The organism is Allocoleopsis franciscana PCC 7113 (assembly GCF_000317515.1).
Classification (GTDB): Bacteria; Cyanobacteriota; Cyanobacteriia; order Cyanobacteriales; family Coleofasciculaceae; genus Allocoleopsis; species Allocoleopsis franciscana.
The window spans coordinates 5021854-5044915 of record NC_019738.1; the positions used below are offsets into that span (position 1 = coordinate 5021854).

The following is a 23062-nucleotide window of genomic DNA, read 5'->3' on the forward strand; positions in this document are numbered from 1 at the left end:
CTGATTGAGAACGATGCCATATCCTCGTTTTACCAATATCCCTGCCTCCCCCATTATTGCCGATCTATCCTGAGTACTGATTTCACTTTTTACTGTGTCATGACTTTAAATCTTTACAACACCCTGACTCGTCGCAAAGAACCTTTTGAACCATTGGAAACTGGCAAAGTACGGATGTATTGCTGCGGCATCACGGTGTATGACTATTGCCATTTGGGTCATGCCAGAACGTGCATCGTTTGGGATACGGCAAGACGCTATCTGCAATGGCGCGGATATGACGTTCAGTATGTGCAGAATTTTACCGATATTGACGATAAAATCCTCAACCGGGCGCGGCAGGAGGGAACTTCTATGGAGGAAGTTTCAGAGCGCTTCATCCAGACCTATTTTGAGGATATGGAGCGGCTGAATGTGAAAAAAGCCGATGCTTATCCCAGAGCTACACACACCCTGGATGGGATTAAACGGCTAATTTACGACTTAGAACAGAAAAATTATGCCTACCCAGCAGGGGGCGATGTCTACTATGCGGTGCGTCAATTCTCAGAGTATGGCAAGCTTTCCGGACGCAAGTTAGAAGACATGCTCGCGGGGGCAAGCGGACGGGTGGAAGTACAAGAGGAGGAATCTAAGAAAAAAGACTCCAGTGATTTTGCGCTGTGGAAAGCGGCAAAACCAGGGGAACCGGCGTGGGAATCGCCTTGGGGTGCCGGTCGTCCGGGTTGGCATATTGAGTGCTCAGCGATGATTCGGGAACAACTGGGTGAAACCATTGACATTCACACCGGTGGAGCCGATTTGATTTTCCCTCACCATGAGAATGAAATCGCTCAATCTGAAGCGGTAACCGGTAAACCCCTATCCCGTTACTGGCTGCACACCGCGATGGTGAAAGTCGAAGGCGAGAAGATGGCGAAGTCTTTAGGCAACTTCATCACGATTCGAGATTTGTTGGATAGACCGGTTGACCCCATGGCGGTGCGGCTGTTTGTGCTGATGGCACAATACCGCAAGCCGATTGATTTTTCCGATGATGCCATAGAGTCCGCTACCAATGGGTGGAATACCCTGAAGGATGGCTTGCTATTTGGTGAGCAATATGGTATGCGATTGGGTTGGATGCCAGATGCCGTCCGGGCGAACAGTGATTTACCCCTACAATCGGCCTTGGTGGAACGATTTAATCTGGCAGTCGATGATGACTTAAATTTTGCTGGGGGTTTAGCGGTTTTGTTTGAAGTGGCGAAGGACTTACGCCGCGAGGGGAATCTCCTGGTGCATGAGGGGAAAACTGAAACCTCGCCGCAAGAGTTGGAGGTTTTGTGGCAAACACTGGTAACTCTGGCAGAGGTACTGGGTTTGGCAGCACAACCAGAGGTAGAGGAGGCATCGGCGGATGGGTTAAGTGATACCCAGATTGAGGCATTCATTCAGCAGCGTGCGGATGCGCGGAAAGCCAAGAACTTTGCTGAGGGCGATCGCATCCGCAACGAACTGCAAGCCAAAGGCATTACCTTAATCGATAAGCCCGGTGGTGTCACAATTTGGCATCGTGATTAACGGTGTAGGGGCATGACAATGTCGTGCCCTAATGATGACTCTGTGCCAGAATTAACGCTATAAAGCGAACAAAATGCTACACCAGCCTAGGAGCTTAAATTATGCGTAGGAATTTTAGTCCAGAGAATGATTTTGCCCATCGTTTAGGTATTAGTTACATCAAAGTTTCTCGCCAAAATCATCAAAACTTCGATACCAAAGTCAGTCTCAGAAGAATTTATCCCAGAAAATTCGGTAGTCACCCCTCCACAACCATTTCTTCTCGACTGAAGCCACTCAAGGAAGAGGTTCCAGAGATTATAAAACAACTCCATTCTTTTCAACCCATTTGTTGTTCAAATCACCAACACAAACTTGCCCAAAAAGCGCTCATTTCCTTAAGGAATCGCCAACCAGAAGACATGAAAACTCTCGCGAAAACTCTCGCTGATGATATTGCAGGTGCTGTTGATTAATTCTGCTTTAATATAGACCGGATGCATCCTCCTGATTGTCCAGCTTGGGAATATGCCGATCATCCCAAACGGGAGATCATCCTAAAGGAAAGAACAGAAGATATCGTCGTTCAGCTCTACCAGCAAACCCTAGATTTTATAGAAATCGCGGCTGACACACGACCCATTCATGGATATCTTTTCAGCCTTTTAGTACCCAGGCAATCTATTTACTATGCTGGTCATTATCGCGGCGAAGACTTCCCCTGCTTAAAAGAATATTATGTTGGTTCAACAGAAGGATTAGATGTTGGTTTTCCTCCTTTTCTGGTTGAACAGAGAATGGAGAAAATTGCTCAGTGGATTCGAGAAGGAATGAAAGTATTAGAGTTAACCCATCAACTCCCGGATACTCAAATTTCACCCGAAGATAAACTGCTCAATACAGTAGCCTTTGCCTGTGGGATTTTTGATGAAGTGCTACGAGTGCATCCCTATGCCAATGGGAACGGACACATTGCCAGATTTATTCTCTGGACTATTTTAGGCAAGTATGGTTATTGGCTCAAACAATTTCCGATTGAACCTCGACCTAATCACCCATTATACGCTTGGGCAATTACCGAATATCGCAAAGGAAATAAACAGGCATTAGAAAATTATATTTTGATGTGCATTGCAGGTTGAATTGATATTATCACCCCCTCTAATATTATTTCCGTTGACACCGGAATGAACAGAGATTGGAATACAAAAACTCTGCGCCCCTCTGCGTGAACCTTTGCTACCTCTGCGTTAAAAAAATCTAGTATTCCAATGCCAACGCATTAAACTCTTCTAATTAAGAAAATGATTGGTAATATAAGCCCTGAAAACACCATTGATCTCATTCCTGCACCTTGGACAAAGTAGGCGAGGCAACAGGTTGAGTCATTGTCCAGGGAAAAGCTTTGTACTTGAGATAGTAGCCACCCAAAACCAACAGTACAATCGCCACAGTCCCCACACCCAAAGGACTCGGAAGCCAAAAGACAGCTTCTAAATGATTCATCTGTCCAGGTTGGAGTTTCCACACGAGCTGATGGCCATTTTCATAGACAGCTAGGGGGATAGCATTCTCTCCCTGAGTCACGCTGCGTGCTCCCCAAGGTGTCTCTAAACTAAACTGCAAATCTAACAGAGAACTAGGGCTAATAATTACATTTCCGTTGCTGGAGAGAACACCGAGCGATCGCAAATCTAAGTCGTAGATTAAATGATTTCGTTGCACGAAGAACCAGTTGCCCTGATTCAAATAGAATTTAGAATCTAAACTGGGTAAATCGAGCGGCACACCCGCCTTAGCAGGAGACTTTTTCTTCGCTGTCGGGTTAAAAAATTGATTAAACTTTGACTCTAATTCCGTACCATTGCTAAACGGAATCGTCACCCTAACTTCTTGCTCAGAAAGACGCTGGGTTTTCCCGTCAAGCTGACGTGCCCTCTGCTCAATACTTTTGAGCCATTCTTGCGCCTGTTCGTTACTAAAGCTGGTCAACTGTTCCCCTAATTTGATATGCTGCACAATTGCGCCATGATGCTGACCCTGGAAATTGACTCCGACATCATATTCAACACAGCCAGAAAGTAGCAGCGCTGGCAGCAAAATCACCCAGAGAACCCGTAAGCGCCCTAAAATTTGACGCCAAAACGGCAATAAATTGACAATTGCTGGTTTCACAAATCTTTCTCCTGACGCTAAAAGTAAATCTTTTAAGTTGATTGAGTTGATTTAAATTACAGCCTTCTCGGTACCAGATTACTGTAGGAACGGGTGGATTGGATCTATTGATATACAGTTGTACTCAAACCGAGTACTTGATCTTTCCCGCCATGTCCCAATCCTCCAATCTCCCCATCCAACTGATCTCCTATCTTGGAACGTAACTGGGAATGAGATGATATTCTCTCAGCGAGAGCCAATCAGCCAATAAGTCGTCATCTCCCCCTTACCCTTAACGGGAATAGTTCCCCGCTTTTCCAATAAATACTGATTCTGCAAACGTTCATAGGTAGTAGCTGTAACTTGAATTCGTCCCGGCATTCCTTGAGACTCCATCCGGGACGCCACATTAACGGTATCACCCCATAAATCGTAGATAAACTTTTTCATGCCAATCACACCGGCTACAACCGGCCCCGTATTAATGCCAATCCGAATCTGAAACGGTTCCCCTTTGTCGGCTTCAAATTGGGTAATTGCTGTTTGCATATCCAGTGCCATTTGGGCGGTACGCGAAGCGATATCCCCATTAGTCATGGGTTCGGCATCATCCTCTCTGGGCATCGGTAAACCTCCCGCAACCATATAGGCATCCCCAATCGTTTTTATTTTCTCCAAACCATGTTTTTCCACCAATTCATCAAAGGTAGAAAAAATCTCATTCAGCAAGTTGACGAGTGCTTGTGGCGAGATGCGGGCAGAAAGAGGGGTAAAACCGACGATATCTGCAAACATAATTGTTACATCATCGAATTGCTCGGCAATCAACATAGCACCATTGGACTTAGCAAAACCATTTTCCCGAAAGTTCCAGAGGTTCTGTTTTAATTGTTCCGCGATCGCTTTGGGTAAAATATTAAGTAATAATCGCTCTGACTTTTCTTGTTCTACCCGCAACGCCTCCTCTGCCTTTTTGCGTAAGGTGATATCTTCCACAACACCCAGGATGCCAATTACCTTTCCTGTTGAGTCCTGCAAGGGAATTTTACTGATATCGAGCCAAACCGTTTGCCCATCGGCTGAGGGTCTTGGCTTGGATGCCACAATATGTAATTCTGGTGTCATCGTCTCCATAATACGACGGTCTTGAACACGGAATAAGTCTGCTATTTCCCGGTTCGGCAGCACATCGTAATCTGTTTTACCCACTACAGCTTCCGGATGATTAATCTCAGCCGCTTTTGCCCAGTTTTGATTACAACCGAGGAAAACTAAGTTGGCATCTTTCCAAAAGACTTGCAACGGAATATTATCCAAAATCAAGCGCAGATACTCTTTTTGTTCTCTCAACGCTTTTTCCATCAGCTTGCGTTCGGTGATGTCATTCCCAATACAAAGCAGGCAAACTTCTCCAGCCAACTCAATTTTTTCAGCGGAGAGTAGCACCGTTCTCACTTCTCCCAACTTGGTGCGAAAACGGACTTCCCAATCCCGCACAGCTCCCTCAACATCTAGCCACTGAATAATCCAGGTGTACTCTTCTGGATTCGCCCATATCTGAAGCTCATGAGTGGTATGACCAATTACCTCTTGAAGCTCATATCCACACAGGTGTAAGAAGCTTTCATTGACCTCGATATAGCATCCATCAAGCAGGGTAGTAATGGCAATGGGGTGAGGAGAACAACGAAAAGATAATGCGAACTTTTCTTCAGATAAACGGAGCGCGGCTGTCCGTTCTTCAACACGACTTTCTAACTGTTCATTCGTCTGCTTTAAGACTTTATAAGACTCGCGCAATTGAACAACCATTTGATTGAAAAAAGTCGCCAATACCCTCAGTTCGCCAACACCCTGTACTTCAACATATTGGTCTAATTCTCCTCTAGCGATCGCCCTAGAGGCTGCACTTAGCCGAATAATAGGCTGAGTAATCCAGCGAGAGGTAATCAAGCCCAGCAAGAGTGCCAACATTAACGCCAAAAAACACAGCAGAATAGTCATGCGGGTGTTGGCATGGATTTGTTCCATAAAGTCTGATTCCGGAACAACAACCACCACTATCCAGTCCAGTCCGCCAACGTCTCGGAATGGGATCACTTGGAGAAATTGTCGCTTCCCTTCTAGCTGAAACTCTAGTGACTGACTACTATTAATTTGGGTAAAGTTGCTAAAGATAGCGGCTAAATATTTGGCGGTAGAACGAGTTAAAGGATTGGTGCTATTTACCCCTAGTAACCGTTCAGGTTTTTGGGTATTTTGGGGGAGATAAAAAGGTTCTTCCGAGGTTGAAGTGGCAATTAACCGTCCATTGCGCTCCATAATAAAAGTCTGTCCAGTCTGGCCAATCTTCAAGCCCCTGAGGAACTGACTAATTTGTGATAAGCTGAGACTAGAACTCGTAACGGCTAATAACTTACCCCTTGGATCGTAAACAGGTTGCGTCGCCCAAACTCTAAGATACGCCGGATTAGAACTTAAGGAAATCTCTGTCCAAGTTGGTTTACCCGCCTTGAGTGCGGCCTGATATCTGGGTTGTTCCCAATATTGATTATTCGGGTTAGTTCGCAGAATTTTAGTGCGGTTTCCTTGGTGATCCGTCGCCCAACTTTGGTGACGTCCTGTGGTTTTATCGGTGATACCGATGGTAATTGAGCCATCCTCTCGTCGAATAATACCAATGTATCCTTTGTTGGGAGTAGAAATATTAATAGAAGTCAAGGTATCAAATTTATGGATTTGTCTCCACAAGAAGCGATCCAGTGTAGGAAGATTATCTAAATTTTCTAATCCCGAATCGATAGCATCTGCATGGAATTGATTAACCTGATGGGGAATTTCTAAGTAAGTTTGCAGGCGAAGTTGGATGCGATCGCCGATTTCACGACTTAATTCACTGGCTACTTCATTGACGGCTTGCTGTCCGTTACGGATAGAGAGGTAGCTGATGACTCCGACAGCAATAAAGATTTGCAACACAAAAGGCAGCACTAAGAGGAGGCGCAACTGCATGTTTTTTGTATTTTTTAAAAGCCGTTTGAGCATACCTGATGACGTTATTCGTTTTTATTGGGAAAGGGAATATCTCTTTCCCTGTATCCCTCTCAACCCTCACGTCAGTAAAGCTGGCTAGCCGTTAAATGATAAATTAAAAAACAGTCAATATTATGATTAAAAACTTTGAGCATTAATGGCTTTTGATGATTGTAATTTCATGAATATAGCTTACAAAAATCATCAAACTTCCTGAATGTATGGCTAGACCATTTCAACTCTTAAACGTGAGTAAGAGGAAAAATCTTCACAGGCACCCTGAGTCAAACTCAAAAAGTAGTTGCTTATACAAAAAATAAAATTATACAGCCATGAGTTCCTGTTCACCTTATATAGGGTCTCGACCAAAATCATTTCGACTATCAACTGGCTCCAAGACTATAAGTCTAACAAGATAGCTGATAGGAATTGGGAGAGAGAGCGCAGGGGAATGCCTCAATTCTCTCTCCAAAACGGTCAACAAAGCTTCAGCGACGCATCTTTTCAGGTTCTCACCAGCTAACTCTCCACTGAAGTGATTCACCGAGTTTCAGCCTCAAACTCCGAGCCAGATTAGCCCTCCTACGGTCAGAATCAACGCAATCAGAGCCACCCAGATAAATTGATTATCTTTGGTATTGACCTGGCTCAGGTCAATGGGTTCTGGTTCAAGTTTGTCTTTGCGGTCGCGTTTGCTACTACCACTCGCACTTTGGCTGCCGCGACGATCTTCAGGAGAACTTTCTGCGATCGCGCCTAAGTCCGGGATTTGCGTCATCCATTCTGCCGGTCGTTTGAGCTCAGGCGCTTGCAGAATATAGAGTAAGCGTTTACCTTCTTTGCGCGTTTCTGTATCGGGATGACGACTCAGTTGTTGACAAAGCGCGATCGCTTCCGGCTTTTTCCCCGCCGCTTCATACGCCGTCACTAACCACATCTGCGCCTCTCCCCCTAACCGAGAGGTTCGATTCATCAAAGCACAGGCGGCTTCTAAATGCTTAACAGATGCACGATACTCACCCCGTTCAAAGGCAACTTTTCCGGCTTGATACTCAATTTGGAATTTTTCTTTGTTTTCTGAACTCACGTTTCGACTCTGCCAATCCACTCACGTCAAACTGCTTTAGTTTTATTGTCATCGTTCTCAAGACACCGTGCATCACTCAATCTGGATATCTCGACGACTAGGTTTGAATGCAACTTTGGACAAGATATCTCCGAACCGGGCAGACACCTACAGCCGCAATGCTGAGAAAATGACCCGTGAACTCACCCAACTCGATACCTGGATTCAATCGCAAATTAGCACGATTCCCACCCAACAGCGTAAGTTAGTCACCACCCATGATGCCATGGGATATTACGCCACCGCTTATGGAATTCCCATAGAAGGGGCTTTGCAGGGTATCAGTACCGAAGAAAAACCAACAGCAGGACGGGTAAAAGAATTGGTCGGTGAAATTAAGCGAGCAAATGTGCCGACAATTTTTGCAGAAGCAACCATTAACCCGAAGCTAATAGAAACGGTTGCCAGAGAAGCGAACGTCAAGGTTTCAGAGCAAAAACTATTGGCTGACGGACTCGGCGAAAAGGGAACCAATGCTGACACTTACGAAAAAATGCTTATTGCCAATACTCAGGCAATCGTTGAAGGACTCGGAGGCAAGTACACAGCTTTTCAAGTTCAATAGACCTCTTGCATCAATCCGAAAAACCCCTCCCCAGCCCCCCTACTCTCATCCAGCGAAAGATCCTTCCTTTGAAATAGCCAGTTTAAGCCAAAAATCGCATACTCTATCTACATTAGGGACGATCGAGTGATGCATAAACCATAGTTGTGGTGGGATGGGAACTAGATATCGGTAACTCATTTCAAAAACTGCGACAGGATTTGGGACGGACGCCAATTAAATTCGCCACCCAGTTAGACGCCCAAGAACGCGATTACACCAACATTGTGATGAAACTCTTTGTTCCCCTGTGTGCATCCCGACGTTCTCACATTTATTTTCACCGAGGAGCATAGGCTGTGACTCAGCAGGGAGAGGAAATCGCACTAGAACAGCTCTTCGCTGGGGGAGGGGAAACGGGTGCTATGATGCGATCGCTCGACTGGTCGCGTCACCCCTTAGGTTCCGTCGATCAATGGCCACAAAGCCTAAAGACGATGGTGCGGATTATGCTCACCTCCCGCCAACCCATGTTCGTCTGGTGGGGTGAGCAACTGATTAACCTCTACAACGACGCCTATAAATCCATTGTCGGCGGCAAACATCCCAAAGCACTGGGGCAACCAGCGTCTGAGGTGTGGCGCGAGATTTGGGATCAGGTCGGGCCTAGGGCAGAATCCGCAATGCTCAAGAATGAGGGGACTTACGACGAAGCGTTGCTGCTAATCATGGAGCGCAACGGCTACCCAGAGGAAACCTATTACACCTTCTCATACAGTCCGGTTCCTAACGATCAGGGGGGAACAGGTGGCATCATCTGCGCCAACACGGATGATACGCAGCGGATCATCGGCGAGCGACAGTTGTCACTCTTGCGGGAATTGGCAGCGAAGACAGCAGACGCACGAACCTTTGATGACGCCTGCACACGGAGTGCAAAATGTCTGGAAACCAATCCTTACGACTTACCCTTTGCGATGATTTATCTGGTCGATCCGGGCCAGAAGTGCGTTGTTCTGACTGGGACATCGGGCATCGATCGCACCCACGCCGCAGTCCCTGAAACGATCGCTCTCGATTCCGATTCGCCCTGGCCTTTTGCAGAAGCAATCGCCATGCACAAGCCATGCCTGGTTGCTGATTTGGAAGCCTTGTTTGGTAACCTGCCCATGGGGGCTTGGCAGCGTCCGCCTCATCAGGCCGTCGTTGTACCGATCGCACCCTCCGGGCAAACCGGACAAGCGGGTATCTTAATTGTCGGTTTGAATCCGTTTCGACTCTTCGACGATAACTATCGCGGATTCATTGATTTGGTTGCCGCTCAGATTGCCGCCAGCATCGCCAACGCCCAAGCTTATGAGGAAGAACGCAAACGGGCAGAAGCTTTGGCTGAACTCGATCGCGCCAAAACCATCTTCTTTAGCAACATCAGTCATGAGTTTCGCACTCCGCTTACCTTGATGCTCGGTCCCTTGGAAGAGATGCTAGCCAATTCAGCCAGACTCTTACCCAGCGAACGCTCTCACCTCGAAACCGCTCACCGCAACTCCCTGCGCTTGCTGAAGCTGGTGAATACGCTGTTAGATTTCTCCCGCATTGAAGCCGGACGAGTGCAGGCGGTATATGAGCCAACGGATTTGGCGATGTTCACAGCGGATTTAGCAGGCATGTTTCGCTGTGCGATCGAACAGGCTGGAATGCGTCTTTGTGTGGAGTGCCCTCCACTCCCTGAACCCGTCTATGTAGACCGGGAAATGTGGGAAAAGATTGTTCTTAACCTACTTTCCAATGCGTTTAAGTTCACGTGGGAGGGAGAAATTACCGTTGCCTTGGGTTGGGCAAATGACCATGTTGAGTTAGAAGTCCGAGACACCGGCACCGGAATTCCTGCCGAAGAGATGCCCCACTTGTTTGAGCGATTTCATCGGGTGGAAGGGGCAAGGGGACGAACCTATGAAGGCTCAGGCATCGGTCTATCGTTAGTACAAGAATTAGTTAAACTGCATGGCGGTACGATTCAAGTGAGTAGTGTTGTCGATCGCGGGAGTTGCTTTACCGTCGTGATTCCCACCGGCTACGCCCACATTCCCAAAGAACGTATTAGTACACCTCGCACCCTGGCCTCAACAGCAATAGGGGCTGCAACCTATGTGGAAGAAGCCTTGCGCTGGCTACCGGAAGGAGCCGGGGAGCCGGGAAGTAGGGGAGCCGGGGAGCCGGGAAGAGAGGTTTATCCTGTGTCCTTGAACTCTTGTGTTCCCTCTGCCCATATTCTCTTGGCTGACGATAACGCAGATATGCGTGATTATGTAAAACGCCTGTTAGTCACTCAAGGGTATGAAGTGGAAACCGTGGGGGATGGGATTGCTGCTTTAGCCAGGATTCATGAGCGAACTCCAGATCTAGTTTTGACAGATGTAATGATGCCAAGGTTAGATGGTTTGGGGTTGTTGCGATCGCTGCGGGATGACCCACGTACCCGCGAAATCCCCATCATTCTCCTGTCTGCCCGTGCTGGAGAAAAGTCTCGCATCGAAGGGCTGGAAGCTGGAGCGGATGATTATCTGATTAAACCCTTTTCAGCTCGCGAACTGCTGGCGCGGGTCGAGGCATCGCTGAAACTGGCTCAGATGCGTCAGGAAGCAGCCAGTCGGGAGGAGGTGTTACGCGCTGAGGTACAGTCTGCCAAGGATACTCTGGAAAACGTACTATCCAGAATTAGGGATCAGTTTTTAGCCTTGGATCAAGATTGGCGTTATACATACACCAATGACCGGGTTGTGGAAGTCACCGGCAAAAGCCGAGAAGAACTACTGGGTAAAAGCATTTGGGAATTATATCCCGACACAATCGGTAGCCAGTTTCAGATTGAAGTGCAGCGTGCCGTAGCCGAGCAAATTCCTATTCAATTTGAATACTTTTACCCATCATTGAATCGGTGGTTCGAGAATCGGATCTATCCTTCAGCGGATGGGTTGTCTGTTTTTGTTGCTGATATTACTAATCGCAAACAAGCAGAGGAGGCTTTACAACAACGAGAAGCGGAATTGCAACTCATTACCGATACCGTTCCGGCTCTGATTGCCTATGTTGACCGCGATTGCCGTTATCGCTTCGCCAACCGCGCTTTTACTCGTTGGTTTGGAAAACTTGTAGAAGAAATAATCGGTCAGCGCGTGGAAGAATTTGTCGGTGAAACCGCATATCAGTATATACGCTCTGATATTGAGAAAGCCTTAACAGGAGAATCGGTCACGAGCGAACTCTGGGTGCCCTTTCGAGACGGAGGTTCCCGCTATGTTCGTCGGCAATATATTCCTGACATTGATGCCCAAGGAGAAGTCCGAGGGTTTTTTGCGATGATTACCGACCTTACCGACCTCAAACGAACCCAGGAAGCCTTCCGCGCTAGTGAGGAGCGGTTTAGCGTGATTGTCAATCAGGCAACCGTAGGGATTGCACAAATGGATTTGACCGCTCAGTTTGTACTAGTCAACCAAAAATATTGCGATATCGTGGGTTATCCCATGGCAGAACTGCTACATAAGCGGAAGCAAGATATCACTCATCCGGAGGATTTGCCCTACAACATGGAGCTTTTCCATCGCTTGGTAACAAGAGGAGAGAGCTATGCGCTCGAGAAGCGCTATATTCGCAAAGATGGTTCTGAAGTTTGGGTGAGCAACTACGTGGCAGCGATTTGCGATGCATCTGGGAAACCGGAGTCTGCAATCTCTGTGGTATTGGATATCAGCGAACAAAAAGCCGCGCTGCGCGAACGCCAGCAAGCCGAAGCCGAGCGGGAACGGCTGCTCCAAGAATTAGCGATCGAACGTGCCCGATTTGAGGCGGTATTACGTCAGATGCCTGCGGGTGTGATGATTGCAGACGCGGCTTCGGGTAAATTGGTACTGACCAACGAACAAGCTAAACAAATTGTTGGTTATGATTACGAACAATCGATCCAACTGGCAGAATATAACCAAATTGTACCTTTTGAAGGCTTTCGTTCAGACGGTCAACTTTATAACCCCGAAGACTATCCCCTGATGCGCTCGCTGCAAACCGGTGAAACTATCACTAACGAAGAAATTGAATTACAGCGGGGGGATGGTAGCCACATTGTCATGAATGCGAACTCAGCCCCAATTTTGGACAGCAAGGGACAGATTATTGCGGCGGTTGTCGTTTTTCAGGATATTACGGAGCGCAAACGAGCTGAGGAGGCTTTGCGACAAGCCCTACTAAAACTCAATTTTCATGTCGAAAACACTCCGATGGCAGTGGTTGAGTGGGATCGGGACTTCCGGATCATACGTTGGTCGGCTGCCGCAGAACGCATCTTGGGATGGAAAGCTGAAGAAGTCATTGGCAAACAGTTAACAGAATTGCGTTTTGTCTATGAAGAGGATGCCGAAGCCGTTGCTGAAGTCTGTAGACGACTTGTATACAGTGAAGAACCCCATATTGTTGGGTACAACCGCAATTACACCAAGGATGGCGACATTGTTCACTGTGAATGGTACAACTCCAGTCTCAGGGACGAATTGGGCCGGATGACTTCGGTGTTGTCTCTTGTGCTAGATGTGACCGAACGCAAGCGAGCAGAACAAGAACGAGAGCAACTCCTGAAACGGGAACAGGCAGCCCGTGCTGAGAGCGAAGCGGCACGAAGTGCGGCGGAAACAGCCAATCGGATTAAAGATGAGTTTTTAGCTGTACTTTCTCATGAATTGCGATCGCCCCTCAACCCAATTCTCGGCTGGTCAAGATTACTGCAAACCCGAAAATTTGATGCCGCTAAAACCGCTGAAGCCCTGGCAACTATCGAACGCAATGCCAAGTTACAGGCTGAACTCATTGAAGATTTGCTCGATGTCTCCCGGATTCTACGAGGCAAGCTCAGCCTGAATATTACTTCCGTTGCTCTGACATCCACCATTCAGGCCGCGATGGAAACAGTGCGTCTAGCGGCTGAAGCCAAATCCATTCAGATGTCTACAAAACTTGAACCCCAGGTGGGCAAGGTTTCAGGGGATGCCAGCCGCTTACAGCAAGTCGTGTGGAACCTGCTCTCCAACGCGATTAAGTTTACACCCCCAGGAGGAAGGGTGGATATCCAACTAGAGCGTATTGATTCTTATGCCCAAATTGTTGTCAGTGATACAGGTAAGGGTATCCCCGTTGACTTCCTACCCCATGTGTTTGACTACTTCCGCCAAGCCGATGCCACTACCACCCGCAAGTTTGGCGGGCTGGGGTTAGGGTTGGCAATTGTCCGTCACCTAGTCGAACTGCATGGAGGAACCGTTCAGGCAGATAGCGCGGGTGAGGGGCAAGGAGCCACTTTTACGGTGAGACTCCCTCTCCTGCTATCTCCACCCCAAAGCGATCAAGACAGCGAACAGCCTGAGCCATCTTTGGATTTGCAGGGCATAGAGATTTTAGTCGTCGATGATGATATCGATACACGGGAGTTTGTCGCCTTTCTGCTGGAACAGTATGGAGCACAGGTAACAGCCGTTGGCACAGCAGGTGAGGCACTGGCGGCTTTAAGTCAATCTGTACCCGACGTGCTATTGAGCGATATCGGGATGCCGGAGATGGATGGATATATGCTGATGCAAAAAGTGAGAACTTTACCTCCAGAGCAAGGAGGACAGATTCCGGCGATCGCTCTTACCGCCTATGCAGGAGAAATCAACTATCAGCAGGCGCTATCAGCAGGCTTCCAAAGCCATCTGTCCAAACCTGTAGAGCCAGCCGAGTTAGTTGCTCTTGTCACCAAGCTAGCTCAACGTCAGTAGCTTATCCGTCTTCAGAAGTTCTTCACTTTTAATCTTTATCCTTTCTCTTGAACTATTCGTGATTTTCGTTGCAGCCTCAGTTCTTGGTCAGTCTTGTCCTTGTCTGAGGCTTTTTATACACAAGCGCAGTCATAGCAAAAGGCAGAACGCTCCAGGGCAGACCGGAGCTCTCGCGTGAGGACAGAAGGTTTATGACTGGTGTGTGGTCATTTTAGCGATTAAATCTGTCCTAACCTTTATGGCAACAGCTATAATCTTCAGAACTTCTTCACTTTCGGTTTTTATAATTCCTTATTGAACTATTCCTGTATTTATAAAGTCGCCTCAGCTCTTGGTCAGCCTTGCCATGTCTGAGGCGTTTTTGTTGATTTACTGTTTGATATCATGTCCGGTTGAATACTTACACTCTGGTGGCAACAAGGCAGAGGGCAGAGGGCAGAAGGAAATGATAACTGTTTAGCCGGACATGATATGACCCCTAAACGCTTTCAGGATTGTGAGGTCGTTCGTTGAATGTCACAATAATCTGTATAGTAAGAAACATCTGACTCAATCTATCCTTGAGGGGTGTACCCAAAGGTTGATTAATATTCTCTACCAGCTTCCTTAAAATCTGATTGCAACCAGAGAGTGCGTTTGAAAACAATGCAATTAGAGACAGGATTAATTTTTACAGACCCCAAAACCGATTTCACCTGGGAAATTTCCCATCCTTGGCTAAGTCGATGGCGGAAACAGCAAGTAGGCTGGATTTGTAAAAGGGCAGGCTTCAATCCATTACAATATCCAGTTTCTAACTGGTATGAGCATGATATCCTCAGATGTATTCAAGCCAGTGGCATCAACAGCAATCCAACATCGGGGTACTCGCTCATGGGATACACAAGGCTGATACAATCCTGAAGGTTTTGGAATTGGGTGGCAACCAATGGAGAGTGATTCTGCCGCAACAGGCTATGGTGTTGTATTAGTAACCGCGTCTTCCCAGGAAGAAGGAAAAGCGATCGCGCAAGCTTTAATTGAAGCTAAACTAGCGGCTTGTGTCACTCTCATGCCTGTGCATTCCATCTATACCTGGCAAGGTCAAGTGATGGACGAACAAGAGTGGCAAATGGTGATTAAAACCGAATTAGCCCAATTCCCACGATTAGAGAGCAAAATTCGAGAATTGCACTCTTACGAAGTCCCCGAAATGATTGCATTGCCTATTGTGGCGGGTTCTGAGCCTTATTTGCAATGGATTTCCAGTCATGTAGCGGCTGATTCTTGATTAGATATCGATTGGGTATAGCTTGCAACGTTGCCATTTGCCGAATATTGATAATAAATTCTTATTGTTTCTTCCCCAACTTCCCCCACATCCTGGAAAATTCCAGGACAGTCCTGAGTTTATAGGATCACAACCGAAAGAAACTTTTCAGAAGGATTCTCATCTGAGTAATAATCTTTAATCGGTCAAGACAGCATTTTTGGTAATCAACGTTTTGATCGATAGAACCCAGACCCAGGAATAAGGAACAATATTGGTGAAACTACGCTGGCTCTTACCCGGCTTAATGGGCACTTTTTTGCTGTGCGCTCCCGCTCAAGCAGGTAGCTTAGAATCTTGGAACTTCAATCGCAATCTTCGTCAACTCAACTTGACAACGGATGAGGGGGTTCAACCCAGAGTCTTTCTGATGACGAACCCAACTCGTCTGGTGATTGATCTTCCCAACATTACCCTAAAACGCTCTCAAACCAATCAACAAGCAGACCCCTTGATTAAGGAGATACGGTTAGGACAGGTTGACTCCCAAACCACCCGGATGGTGGTTGAATTAGCTCCCGGCTACACCTTAGACCCCAACAAAGTCCAGGTTCGTGCAGATTCCTCCTCGCGTTGGAGTCTTCAGTTACCGACTCCTGAGCGGCTTCCTGGGGATAACCCTGCTCAATTTGGCTCAACGGAAGCAACTGGGCAAACCCAGCAGGTTATTGCTGTACCCCCAGCGCCTCCCACACGGTTTGCCGGAGTGGTTTCTTTAGGGAAAGAAATGCCAGGACTTGAGCCTCAAATTAAAGCGTTGATGGCTCGCTATAGTTTTCTCCAGACGGGTATGTTTTTCCTAGATTTGGATACGGGAAACTATTTAGATATCAGTGGCGATCGCGTTTTTCCCGCCGCCAGCACCATCAAGTTACCCATCCTAATTGCCTTTTTCCAGGCTTTAGACGAGGGGAAAGTCAACCTGAATGAAACCCTAGTGATGCGGCGGGACTTGATGACGAACGGCTCTGGAACGATGCAGTACCAACGAGCAGGGAAGAAGTTCAGTATCCGAGAGACGGTGACCAAGATGATTACAATTAGCGATAATACCGCTACCAATATGATCATCGATCGCTTAGGCGGAAGAGCAAAACTCAATCAGCGTTTCCAGAGTTGGGGACTGAAGGATACGGTGATCCGCAATATGCTCGGTGATTTTAAAGGCACTAATACCACCAGTCCTAAAGACTTAGTGCGGTTACTAACACTGGTTGCGAATCAGAAGTTACTGGCTCCATCCAGCCGGGAGCAGGCTTTAGAAATATTACGCAATACCAAAACAAGAACGCTGCTACCTGCCGGTTTGGCTCCTGGTGCTGAGATTGCTCACAAAACTGGAGACATCGGTTTTCTGATCGGAGATGCGGGAATGATTGAGATGCCCAATGGCAAGCGCTATTTGGCGGGTATTTTTGTCAGACGCCCCTATAAAGATGTCAGGGGGCGAGATTTTATCCGTCAAGTTTCCCAAACCGTCTATAACTATCTGGATCATCAAACAGCAGGACTTCCCATGAATTCCTCAGCACGCTGAAACGATTACTGCAAGTAGGGTGCGCCAGAATGTACCCTACTACTTTTCTCATCAAAAATGTCAAAAGAACGTCCTACAGACAGCCTTGTACTTTGAATTTATTACGGAATATTAATAAACTAACATTCATCTAATTGACCAGTCTCAAGAGCAGAAATGGCTTTTGTGATAAGCATTTTACTCATTTGAACCATGCCCGTTCAATCCACAACAGCTTAATATTACCCTTTAAAAGTAAACTTACGTTTCATTTGCTTCTGCTTTGAATAGGGAGTGGTAAATTAGTAATTGAAGCTGAAAGGCTTCTCTGACAGATACTACAGCGCAGTCCACATTAGATTAAAGGAGTAAAAAACGCTGTTTCAATTAAAGTCTGTCTCATCAACAAACAACATCAACACTCAACGTAACGCTAATATTTCCTAAGTTAGTGAATGGAGAGCGATGCACTTGACGATGTTACTCAGTGCAACTCTATTTAAAATTACTTAAGAAAGGAAATCACTTAGTATTCAAGATTGAGTGTTGTTGTTGTTTTAAAGCTTAAGCATAAAATTTAAAAAGCGCCCCGATGGAGGAGACGCTTGATTAGCTATAAGTTGAATGTGGAGCAACATTCACCACGTTGTACTCACTCGGCTATTGTGTGGACAATAATCAGAACAGTTAATAGCGGACTCGGTATTTGCTACAGAAGGATGCACCGTACACTTCAGGCGGTAATCTGCGGTGAAAAACTGACACTGGCTACAAGGAATTTGATGCATCCGTTTGGCAATCGCAACGCTGTGTGTAATCGTTGACCAGATCGTTAAACCGACGAGAAGCATTAACCCCCACGTTAGGCAAAAGCATATCGGCACCAAATAAGGCTGGATGGCGTGAACCAGGGGGTATAGCAATTGAAACATAGCTTGATTGTTGGTAGAGGAACCAAAGAATATCAATTAAATTAATTTAATTCATAAGTTTTTGCAATAAGCTACAGTAAGATTCAGGTTCACTGCGTGGATAAAAGTACAACTGAAGCACTAAAGTATTTTTGGTTTAGTCTTCGCGTTGCAGCGATCACACCTAGATTTAAGCATGGGTGTTCGACATCAGACACGGCTCAAGAAAAGAATAAGAATTGTAACGGGGGGTGAGGATTTAAGATGATGTAGAAGGATTCTTGCAGCGTCCCATCTCTGAAGCCGCGTTTATCGGAACTCCTCTGGTGCAACCCATGGAAAAAGAGAGCAGGAGAGGGTTGAATAATTACCAGATACAAAAAACAGTCCTGAAGGAGTTGCTCTTGTCCACCACGCTCTGCTAAAAGCTAAAGACAAAGGTCAAGAACCCTTTCAAGGGGAGGAAACTTGATAACGACTGATGGGTTGCATCTATTTATACAGGGAGCTTAAGTATGGGCATTGAAATTTTTTACTGTAATCAAATCCCAATGTTTGACTTAGCAGAACTAGATTGGCTCATACAAACTCCTGTACGGGACTCGGAACTCGAAGAAGAGTTAGCTCAGGAGGTTTGGAGAGTAGAGTACAATGCCGAACATCCCGACATGCAATACCATAATCGCGACGAAACATGTCTCCGAGTAGGTTTTGTCGGGGTCATCTTTGAAGATGAGGCGACATTAGATGATCATTGTGCAATCTTCCCTAGTTGTTGCACCAGCTTACTCCCTTCCGAGTTGACTTATCTTCAGAATAGCTTAGTGCAAGAAGGAATAAGATAGGAGGCAAGAGGCAGGAGGCAGAAAGGATATTGGTTGTACAGTAAGCTTTTTGACTTTTTTGAACGGGTGTGGTATTTTAGCCGCGCTGCACTAGTGCCTTAGCAAACTTGACTAGGGTCTGTTTGCCAGCTCAATCGTGACACGATTAACGGTGCTACTCTTAAGGGAATTTAACGGGTGAGTACGCTAAATTTAACTTAGGCAAATATGCCCTAGCTTGTTTCACGTCATTCGCCTAGAAGGGAATATCATCTAAATCTTGTGAGCTATCTGGAGTTGGAGTGGTTGAAGTGCGAATGGTCGGGGTTTCATAAGTTGGCTCCGTCACTGAAGACGTGTAGTCTCTCTCCAAATCGCTAGTACTCGACATCGGTGCTGATTGTCGGGGTGACCTTAAAGGAACTACCACATTATTGGATTTTGGAGAAGAAACAGGGGCTGGAGCCTCAGAGGTTGTCGCCGGTACAGCGATATGAGGTTCAAATAAAGTGTCAGCGCCCAGTTTGTAAATGCGGGAAACGGTCAATTCCGCTCGTTTTTCCTTAAACCCTTCTGGTCGCTCAACGGTATTCATGCCTAATCGACCTTCAATGACGACGCGATCGCCCACGGCATAGTTTTCCTTAATGGAATTAGCCAAATTCCCCCAACCGACCACTCTTAACCGTGCAGGTGGGTCTTCAGCCCGTTGACTGGGAAACTCCACCAGCATCTGGGCGATAGGGGTTTGGCTATCAGCCGTGTAACGGAGCTCTGGATCTTGAATGATTTGTGCCATCAAGATGCAGCTATTCATCGTGAAATCCTCCTTGGCGCTCTTGGTGATCGACCTGCTAGGCGAGAAGTTCTACATGGCATGGCTTTGTGAGTCGCACTGGTTGCTTGGCACTCAATGGCAAGCCGTGAACCATCTCCCCCTTAATCTACAAGTCCCATGAAAAAAATAAAAGGAGTCTGCGAATGTTTCAGCCTCCTCCTGATCCATCATAGAACAAGCGTACCAAAGGTGTTGAGCGAGTGGGGGAATTGGGGACTGGGAAAGGATGAAGTCTCAAGGAAAAAAGCAATCATTCAATGCTCTCGCTTGGTTTCTTTCCAGGTTTATCCTTCAGTCTTCTTCCCAATTCCCTTGTCTATCAGGCATCCCACCCTAGATAGTGGCGACAGGATGCCTAGAGGCATAGACCGTTCGATGTTCTATGATGTCATGGCTTCAACTTTGGGCGGTTCTACCACACCTTGTTCGTGTTCCACAAAGTCTTGAACGTAATTACGATATTTCCTCAAACTGTCATCGACCCAATCTCGGTCATCGCTGTTGGCAAAGATGTGTACCAAGGGTTCGCCGGCATCGGGTAAAATCAACACCCAACTGTCCGTTTGGTGGTTGACAATTTTCACCCCATCGATCAGCTCTAAGTTCTCATTGGGATGAGTTTCTACCAGATGGCGCATGAGGGAACCTTTCACCGTCCAAGGGCAGCGAACTGTGTAGGTCTTGTGACAAACACGAGGGAGATCGGTACGAATTTGACCGAGCGATCGCTCCTGTATAGTTAGCATCTCAATTAACTTAGCCATACAGAACATTGCATCAAAGCCGGGATGAAGATGTGGGAAAATAAAGCCCATTTCTCCACTACCGCCCAACACGACATTAGGATTGGCTTGAGAGGCTTCCATCAACGCCGTTGGATTTGCTTTAGTCCGAATCACTTTGCCATCATGACGGCGAGCAATTTGTTCAACGGCACTCGATGCCTGTACGGGTACAACCACTGTGCCTCTGGGATTGGCGGTGAGCATGACGTTGACCATCAGTGCGGTTAACATCTCACCCCGAATTGGGATTCCCGATTCATCCACCAAAATCAGCTGTTCTCCATTCGCCGACACCTGCGCACCAAAATTCGCTCTCAGTGCTTCGACAACGTGACCCAACTGCGTGAGCAATCCCTCCCGTTCATGGGTTGAGAGTCCCATTTGGTTCAAACTGGCATTGAGAACGACCGCATCACAACCAAATTTTCCTAGCAATTGCGGCAGTACCGCCCCCGAAACCGAGTAACCGTAGTCAATCACGACCTTGGAACCACTGTTGCGAATCGCTTCAATATTCAGGTAGCGGGTAAACCCAGTACTGTAGAGGTCGTTCACTTGACTGGGATAGCCAACATTGCCGATTTCATGAATTTGCGATCGCCGCAAGTCTTCTTTGAAATAAGCCCCCTCGATTTTCTTCTCTTGCCCCTTGGAAATATTGATTCCCTGGGAGTTGAAAATTTCAATCAGAATGTAATCGGGACGGTCTGGATGGACTCGAACGTGAATGCCCCCAACCACCGAAAGTGTGGGTATCACCAAACGGGCAATGGGAATGGCTGTGTGTTCCAGATTCTGGACATGGACTCCCACAGACATCAATCCAGCAATTAAAGCCCGCGACACCATGCGGGAAATACTGCGTTGATCGCGGGAGATCGCCACTTGGGAACCGGGTTTTAAGGTCGATCCATAAGCTGCTCCCAACTTAACCGCAAATTCGGGAGTAATGTCAATGTTCGCCAACCCTTGAACACCGCGCTGACCAAACAGATTCCGTTGAGCCGTTTGCCCCCAAATCAAATTGATATTCAAAGTTGCCCCGGATTCAATCCGCTTACAAGGCCAGACTCGCACACCCGGACTGACTAAAGCTTCTTCACCAATGGTGGAGAGAGGGCCGACAACGGCACCTTCCAAGACATGAGCGCGACGGTCTACCCTCGTACCTCGGCAAATCACACAGGCACGCAGATGTGCTTCCTCACCAATGATTGCGCCATTCCAGAGAATGGGACGCTTCAGGTCAGCATCTGCGCCGACCGTTACATTATCCCCAATCACCGTTCCGGCTTCGAGCGTTACTCGTGGACCAATGCGGCAGTTGCTGCCAATAATGGCTGGAGTTTCAATCTTAGCCGTTGGGTCAATGTAGGTATTCTGACCGACCCATAGTCCTGGCTTTTGCTCGGCGTAAGCAAAGTCTAGCTCCACCTTTTGGTGTAAAGCATCGTACTGGGCTTCGCGGTAGGCATCCAGGTGACCAACATCACACCAGTAACCCTCTGCAATGTAGCCATACATTGGCTCATTTTTGGCTAAGAGCAACGGAAACAAATCTTTGGAAAAGTCACATTCCTCATTAACCGGCAAATATTCTAAAACCGATGGGTCTAGAATGTAAGTCCCGGTGTTGACCGTATCTGAAAAAATTTCACTGGTCGAAGGCTTTTCTAAAAACCGTCGAATACGCATTTGCTCGTCGGTGATCACGACCCCAAACTCAACTGGATTGGGAACGCGAGTCAGAACCAGAGTGGCTTTTGAATTCTGGCGTTTATGGAATTCAATCGCTGCGCTTAAATCAAAGTCAGTAATACTATCGCCGCTGATGACTAAAAATGTGTCATCTAGTAGTTCGGCAATATTTTTAACACAACCGGCAGTCCCTAAAGGCTGGTCTTCCTCCACAGCGTAGGTCATTTGTACGCCAAAATCACTGCCGTCTTGGAAGTAGTCTCGCATGACATCAGGGAGATAGTGCAGTGTTGCTACAACCTCTGTTATGTGATGTCTCTTGAGAAGGTTGATAATGTGTTCAGCGATGGGTCGATTTAGGATCGGGACCATCGGCTTGGGAAGATCGCATGTCAGCGGCCTCAGACGTGTTCCTGAACCGCCAGCCATCAGCACTGCTCGCATAAGTCCTCCTAATTTGCGCGCTTCACGGTGTAATATCGTGAGATTCTAAGTTTTGTTACCTATTCTTAATAGTCTCCTATATCGTGAGAATTATGCTATCCCTCCGCAAGATAGAACTTGTATAAAAATGGTGATTTTTACTCTTGACAAAAGTATATCAAATATGAATTTGCTCTTCACAATTTTTAACAGTTATATATGTATATAGCTGTTTACCAATCGCTGTCTTCATCGTTGAAGACTTAGGGATCGAGTTCTACTGGGTTTGAGGGTCAAGATCTAATTAAGAACATCAATAATATATGGGGTTGCTTTGAAGATCAGCGTGACGCTACAACCCTCACCTAGATAGACTAGAACTAAATTAATGCTACTTTGACCTGTAGGGGGAATCAATTTCGTAGACTTTTCTAAACTTTTAGCGCGTGGCTGTAGAGGTTTCCTGATGGAAATGGCTTGCAGCAGGGTAGCGGGCGTGAGAGAGGCGGAACTTGACGGTCAAACAGCTTTGAGGCGGTGAACCTTAGT

The 23062-nt window shown here is 46.8% G+C and carries 15 protein-coding genes and 1 pseudogene; 10 read left to right on the forward strand and 6 right to left on the reverse strand.

Annotated elements, in window-relative coordinates:
* Window positions 1–99 precede the first annotated feature (99 nt).
* From cysS to MIC7113_RS20635, 3 genes are all read left to right on the forward strand, one after another.
* The gene (gene cysS, locus MIC7113_RS20625) at window positions 100–1563 is read left to right on the forward strand and encodes a cysteine--tRNA ligase (protein WP_015184121.1); all 1464 of its coding nucleotides are present in this window, start codon (window positions 100–102) and stop codon (window positions 1561–1563) included.
* 101 nt (window positions 1564–1664) lie between these two features.
* Window positions 1665–2018: a hypothetical protein gene (locus MIC7113_RS20630; RefSeq protein WP_015184122.1), complete on the forward strand. Its 354-nt coding sequence runs from the start codon at window positions 1665–1667 to the stop codon at window positions 2016–2018.
* Window positions 2019–2039: 21 nt separating this feature from the next.
* Window positions 2040–2684 carry a Fic family protein gene (locus tag MIC7113_RS20635; RefSeq protein WP_015184123.1) on the forward strand — a complete coding sequence of 215 codons (645 nt, stop codon included), beginning with the start codon at window positions 2040–2042 and terminating at the stop codon, window positions 2682–2684.
* Between the two features lie 199 nt (window positions 2685–2883).
* Here the strand turns inward: MIC7113_RS20635 and MIC7113_RS20640 are convergent, their stop codons facing one another.
* The 3 genes from MIC7113_RS20640 to MIC7113_RS20650 all read right to left on the reverse strand — a co-directional run bounded on the left by MIC7113_RS20640 (window position 2884) and on the right by MIC7113_RS20650 (window position 7819).
* Window positions 2884–3717, reverse strand: a complete 834-nt coding sequence (locus MIC7113_RS20640; RefSeq protein WP_015184124.1) for a DUF3153 domain-containing protein — start codon at window positions 3715–3717, stop codon at window positions 2884–2886.
* 228 nt (window positions 3718–3945) lie between these two features.
* Window positions 3946–6711 carry an adenylate/guanylate cyclase domain-containing protein gene (locus MIC7113_RS20645; protein ID WP_172642252.1) on the reverse strand — a complete coding sequence of 922 codons (2766 nt, stop codon included), beginning with the start codon at window positions 6709–6711 and terminating at the stop codon, window positions 3946–3948.
* Between the two features lie 577 nt (window positions 6712–7288).
* Window positions 7289–7819: a tetratricopeptide repeat protein gene (locus tag MIC7113_RS20650; RefSeq protein ID WP_041781082.1), complete on the reverse strand. Its 531-nt coding sequence runs from the start codon at window positions 7817–7819 to the stop codon at window positions 7289–7291.
* Between the two features lie 115 nt (window positions 7820–7934).
* On the opposite strand from MIC7113_RS20650, the pseudogene MIC7113_RS20655 reads away from it, so the two are divergent.
* The 6 genes and pseudogenes from MIC7113_RS20655 to MIC7113_RS20675 form a co-directional block, all read left to right on the forward strand.
* Window positions 7935–8423, forward strand: a pseudogene (locus MIC7113_RS20655) (metal ABC transporter solute-binding protein, Zn/Mn family); the annotation flags it as partial.
* A 149-nt stretch (window positions 8424–8572) separates the two neighbouring features.
* Window positions 8573–8758, forward strand: coding sequence for a hypothetical protein (locus tag MIC7113_RS20660; RefSeq protein ID WP_155898065.1), 186 nt, complete (start codon window positions 8573–8575; stop codon window positions 8756–8758).
* A gap of 3 nt (window positions 8759–8761) precedes the next feature.
* Complete coding sequence (locus MIC7113_RS20665) at window positions 8762–14209, forward strand: PAS domain S-box protein (RefSeq protein ID WP_015184127.1); 5448 nt, start codon at window positions 8762–8764, stop codon at window positions 14207–14209.
* A gap of 645 nt (window positions 14210–14854) precedes the next feature.
* The gene (locus tag MIC7113_RS36720; protein WP_015184128.1) at window positions 14855–15112 is read left to right on the forward strand and encodes a hypothetical protein; all 258 of its coding nucleotides are present in this window, start codon (window positions 14855–14857) and stop codon (window positions 15110–15112) included.
* 25 nt (window positions 15113–15137) lie between these two features.
* Entirely contained in the window at window positions 15138–15479 is a 342-nt protein-coding gene (gene cutA, locus MIC7113_RS20670) for a divalent-cation tolerance protein CutA (RefSeq protein ID WP_015184129.1), read from the forward strand.
* Between the two features lie 256 nt (window positions 15480–15735).
* A complete protein-coding gene (locus tag MIC7113_RS20675; protein ID WP_015184130.1) occupies window positions 15736–17055 on the forward strand; it encodes a serine hydrolase in 1320 nt (439 codons plus the stop codon).
* 617 nt (window positions 17056–17672) lie between these two features.
* Here MIC7113_RS20675 and MIC7113_RS34910 read toward each other — a convergent pair.
* The gene (locus MIC7113_RS34910; RefSeq protein ID WP_015184131.1) at window positions 17673–17966 is read right to left on the reverse strand and encodes a hypothetical protein; all 294 of its coding nucleotides are present in this window, start codon (window positions 17964–17966) and stop codon (window positions 17673–17675) included.
* Between the two features lie 494 nt (window positions 17967–18460).
* Between MIC7113_RS34910 and MIC7113_RS20680 the strand changes: the two genes are divergently transcribed.
* Window positions 18461–18790, forward strand: coding sequence for a hypothetical protein (locus MIC7113_RS20680; RefSeq protein ID WP_015184132.1), 330 nt, complete (start codon window positions 18461–18463; stop codon window positions 18788–18790).
* A gap of 235 nt (window positions 18791–19025) precedes the next feature.
* Here the strand turns inward: MIC7113_RS20680 and MIC7113_RS20685 are convergent, their stop codons facing one another.
* Both MIC7113_RS20685 and MIC7113_RS20690 read right to left on the reverse strand, forming a co-directional pair.
* Window positions 19026–19586 (reverse strand): single-stranded DNA-binding protein, encoded by a 561-nt coding sequence (locus MIC7113_RS20685; RefSeq protein WP_015184133.1) that lies wholly within the window; start codon window positions 19584–19586, stop codon window positions 19026–19028.
* Window positions 19587–19987: 401 nt separating this feature from the next.
* A complete protein-coding gene (locus MIC7113_RS20690) occupies window positions 19988–22534 on the reverse strand; it encodes a mannose-1-phosphate guanyltransferase (protein ID WP_015184134.1) in 2547 nt (848 codons plus the stop codon).
* Window positions 22535–23062 lie beyond the last annotated feature (528 nt).

Coding starts and splice junctions, on each gene's coding strand:
- MIC7113_RS36720 (WP_015184128.1), top strand. CDS start 14,855: ATGCAATTAGAGACAGGATTAATTTTTACAGACCCCAAAACCGATTTC.
- MIC7113_RS20645 (WP_172642252.1), bottom strand. CDS start 6,711: ATGCAGTTGCGCCTCCTCTTAGTGCTGCCTTTTGTGTTGCAAATCTTT.
- MIC7113_RS20690 (WP_015184134.1), bottom strand. CDS start 22,534: ATGCGAGCAGTGCTGATGGCTGGCGGTTCAGGAACACGTCTGAGGCCG.
- MIC7113_RS20630 (WP_015184122.1), top strand. CDS start 1,665: ATGCGTAGGAATTTTAGTCCAGAGAATGATTTTGCCCATCGTTTAGGT.
- MIC7113_RS20685 (WP_015184133.1), bottom strand. CDS start 19,586: ATGAATAGCTGCATCTTGATGGCACAAATCATTCAAGATCCAGAGCTC.
- cutA (WP_015184129.1), top strand. CDS start 15,138: ATGGAGAGTGATTCTGCCGCAACAGGCTATGGTGTTGTATTAGTAACC.
- MIC7113_RS34910 (WP_015184131.1), bottom strand. CDS start 17,966: ATGTTTCAATTGCTATACCCCCTGGTTCACGCCATCCAGCCTTATTTG.
- MIC7113_RS20635 (WP_015184123.1), top strand. CDS start 2,040: ATGCATCCTCCTGATTGTCCAGCTTGGGAATATGCCGATCATCCCAAA.
- cysS (WP_015184121.1), top strand. CDS start 100: ATGACTTTAAATCTTTACAACACCCTGACTCGTCGCAAAGAACCTTTT.
- MIC7113_RS20680 (WP_015184132.1), top strand. CDS start 18,461: ATGGGCATTGAAATTTTTTACTGTAATCAAATCCCAATGTTTGACTTA.